Origin of the sequence: uncultured Mucilaginibacter sp. (assembly GCF_937859865.1) — a bacterium.
In the GTDB taxonomy this organism is placed as follows: Bacteria; Bacteroidota; Bacteroidia; order Sphingobacteriales; family Sphingobacteriaceae; genus Mucilaginibacter_A.
The window spans coordinates 1-3267 of sequence record NZ_CALMAT010000093.1; the positions used below are offsets into that span (position 1 = coordinate 1).

Here is a 3267-nt window from a genome sequence, read left to right on the forward strand (position 1 = left end):
TGATCCAATGTGGCCTATTTCTACTTGCCTTATAATTACGGTTATGTGAAGTAGGGCACATTATAAGCGCCTCTACTTAACATAAGTTTAACTACTTAGTTCTTCGGCATTTGTTTTACAGGATCAAACTGTTGTGCCCCTTTATCAATATGCACATTTTCTCCTGCGGTCATTAACCATTTTCCGTTTTGTTTTACATAAACAAGAGTAGCCAAGTCATCAGTAGGGCCTGGCTCTTTTCCGTCAGGTAACGGAATAGGGTGCGGGTCAGAAAAATGACACATAAGGTGAGCTATAGCCACATCATTTGTTACAAACCGGATGGAAACAGACTTTTTTTCTCCTACTGAAGTTTTAAAAATTGTATTATGATACGCCTGGTGGGCATATTGTGATTCCTTACGTCCTTTCCACCACATTCCTACTACATTCACCCAGTCTGTATTTTCTGTAGTATAGTTTTTCATATCATCATAGTTATGATGGTTCCAGCTATAAATCATAGCGTCAACCTGCTTGTTGATCGCTGCTTCATCTTTGCTGCGATCTTGAGCGAAGATGATCCCTGAGATGAATAAAAAGATGGTGGTCGTAAGTATTTTTTTCATAACTGATTATTTTGTTGTAAAAATATCTCAGCGGGAAGGCAAAAGCATAGTACAAAAGCGACATGTTAGGAAAAGAGCCGGTTGAAAAATTTTACCGGTGAATCCAAAAATTCCAATTCAATAGAGGAGGGATTAACCCCGGCAAATTCATGAAAGTCTCTTATGAGGTGCATCTGGTCGAAATATCCGCATTTATGGGCAACATTTATCCAGTTAATGTCGGGCTGTTGCTCCTTCATGATCCAGGCTTGCGAAAACCTTACCAAACGGGAGTAATGTTTTGGAGGTAAACCTATTCGTTGCTGAAATACTCTTTCAAATTGCCGGATACTTAAGCAGGCATAGGATGCAAGCTGGTCTATTTTAATTAATCCACGTTCTTTAATAAGCAGGGGTAGCACAGCATCGATGGGTAAAACTTGTTTTAGTTTGCCTGACCGTTTAAGCAAAAATGTTTCAACAATCGTTTTCATCTCTGTAAAAGAAGCGGCATACTTTAATCGGTCATTTACCTCGTTTATTTGATTTCCTAGGAGATCTATACTATCAAATGAATCATTACATAAAAGCTCCTTCATCGGTATTCCTAAAAGGCGATATAATCCTCCGGGTTGAAAGCCAACTTTGATCATTAAATGACTACATCCAGGCGTAATAACGTGCCGGCTGGTGTGGGGCCCAATTATAACGGATGAAGAAAGTGTTTCCTTTTTGTTGGTAGCTATATCTTCTGCATTAGAACGATCTCTTACATAAAAAAACAAACAATGTTCAGGAAGCGGAGGGACGGAAAAATTTAGTTTTGGTTGCGCTGCATCAAAATTCACCTCGTGAATCATGATGTTGTTTACAAATCCTTTTAGAGCTGGATGTGGCTCGTAGAATTGTTGAAACATAACGTCTGGTATAAAAACACTATCGTTTGAAATCCGGATCCTCCCTCCATGATCCGCTAACTCATAAAGATCTACCTGCTTTTACAAGTAGTTATAAATATATGGAAAGGGTTATTATTTTACAAATCCTTAACCTTTTTCAATTTTGGCTATTACATTTAAACAAAGAGATTTCTGTCATTCGCCATTTAGTGGTTCAATAGCGGTTTTTTATCTTTTAGCTGTTACAAAAAACTATTACACGAATTGTATTACACATAAGTATAGTATCTGTAGGTTTAAATGTAATTGTTGTTGCGTTCCGAAAATAGTTCGTTTTTTGATAAAATTTGATAACTAAATATTTTCACTTTTCTATTTAAAAGGCCTGCTGAGACCAGAAAGAAAACGTGCTTTTTTATGGCAATCCTATTAACTGATAATCTGCGGTGCCCTTGCTTCTTTAATGCCGGAAGCATACTGCTTTTCCAGGCCACGATAAACAACAAGTGTATCCTCATAAACGTCGATCTCGGTTACTTTTCCCCATTTCAGGGTGATAAAGTGTACGCCTTTATTCAGGTACGGATCACCATTTTCCATTGTTGCAGTAGCCGTCCATCTTACAATGGCTAAAGTGTTATTTGGCCAGCCTTCAACATTGATCTTGTTAATGGTGATGAACAGGTTTGGTGTCAGGCGCGCCAACCGTTCCAGCCAGGCTTTGAAAGCGGCCTGATCATTGCGCACGCCGCCCATAGCATGATCACCGGCAAAAGAATGTTTTACGTTCAGTGCCGTGCCTTTTACCAGCTCGTCAAACCGGCGTTCGTTTACCAGGCCAAATGATTTTCTTACAAGTTTTTTTACGATGTAGTGGTACATGATTTCTATGTTTTGATGTCCCCAAAAGTAGGTTGTAAAAGAAGCACCTACCTGTAACCTATGTTACAAAGCGTTACAGACCAACGATTTTTTTGCGGATACGGCTGAGCGATGGCCGCTCGATACCCAGGTAAGAAGAAAGGTGGGTAAGTGAAATGCGGTTGAACAATTGTGGGTTCTCCTTTACAAAGTCCAGATAACGCGTCTCTGCTGAATCGAACTGGAAACTTTCAATTCGTTTCTGCTGACCTTTCAGGATTTCTTCAGCAATCAGTCTCCCGTTTCGCTCAAAACCTGGAAACTGGTTGTAGCCACTTCGGATGTGATTAAAATCAATCGTGATAATGGTTGCGGGTTCCAAGCACTGGAAGTTATACCGGCTTGGTTTATGACTCAACAGCGAAGGGTAATCGGTTACAAATTCGTATTCTTTGATAAAGGTGGTTGTGATATCTTCACCCAAATGGCCCATATAAAATCCTCTGATCAGTCCACTGGTTACAAAGCCAAGCAACTGGTTTTTCTTGTTTGCTTCGATGAAGTAGTCGCGTGCTTTAAACTCACGAACCGTTAAGCCGCTTTCAAAATATGCCCATTCCTCCTCCGTCATTTTAGGATTGAGGGTCTTGAATGTTTGGTAGTAGATCTGGATGCTGGTTTGCATGATTTGGGTCTGCACTTTTTCAAAACATTATCAACCTCGGATTACAATTAGGGTTTTAACTATGAATTTTGCTTCAGTTATTACCCCCTTCCATTTAACGGCCTAATTAATTATGGAATGATTACCGTTACATTTAAACCCACGAAACTTTAATTGGAAAGCAGCCGTTCTTTTTTATTGCAAAAATTGCGCAGGAATTCTACTGATAGGCCGTATTTGAATGTCTTTATAAAAA

4 protein-coding genes are annotated in these 3267 nt (G+C 39.4%); all 4 read right to left on the bottom strand.

The genetic code is table 11. From position 1 onward, the window contains the following. Positions 1-95 precede the first annotated feature (95 nt). Complete coding sequence (locus Q0192_RS10020; RefSeq protein ID WP_299289345.1) at positions 96-608, bottom strand: SgcJ/EcaC family oxidoreductase; 513 nt, start codon at positions 606-608, stop codon at positions 96-98. A gap of 65 nt (positions 609-673) precedes the next feature. After that, complete coding sequence (locus tag Q0192_RS10025) at positions 674-1504, bottom strand: helix-turn-helix domain-containing protein (protein ID WP_299289346.1); 831 nt, start codon at positions 1502-1504, stop codon at positions 674-676. A 411-nt stretch (positions 1505-1915) separates the two neighbouring features. Then, complete coding sequence (locus tag Q0192_RS10030; protein ID WP_299289347.1) at positions 1916-2368, bottom strand: nuclear transport factor 2 family protein; 453 nt, start codon at positions 2366-2368, stop codon at positions 1916-1918. A 73-nt stretch (positions 2369-2441) separates the two neighbouring features. Next, on the bottom strand, positions 2442-3032 hold the full coding sequence (locus Q0192_RS10035; RefSeq protein ID WP_299289348.1) for a Crp/Fnr family transcriptional regulator: 591 nt from the start codon (positions 3030-3032) through the stop codon (positions 2442-2444). Between the last annotated feature and the right edge of the window lie 235 nt (positions 3033-3267).

Bases quoted from the DNA above. Each gene is read 5' to 3' on its own strand.
- Q0192_RS10035 (WP_299289348.1), bottom strand. From the start codon at position 3,032: ATGCAAACCAGCATCCAGATCTACTACCAAACATTCAAGACCCTCAAT.
- Q0192_RS10025 (WP_299289346.1), bottom strand. From the start codon at position 1,504: ATGTTTCAACAATTCTACGAGCCACATCCAGCTCTAAAAGGATTTGTA.
- Q0192_RS10020 (WP_299289345.1), bottom strand. From the start codon at position 608: ATGAAAAAAATACTTACGACCACCATCTTTTTATTCATCTCAGGGATC.
- Q0192_RS10030 (WP_299289347.1), bottom strand. From the start codon at position 2,368: ATGTACCACTACATCGTAAAAAAACTTGTAAGAAAATCATTTGGCCTG.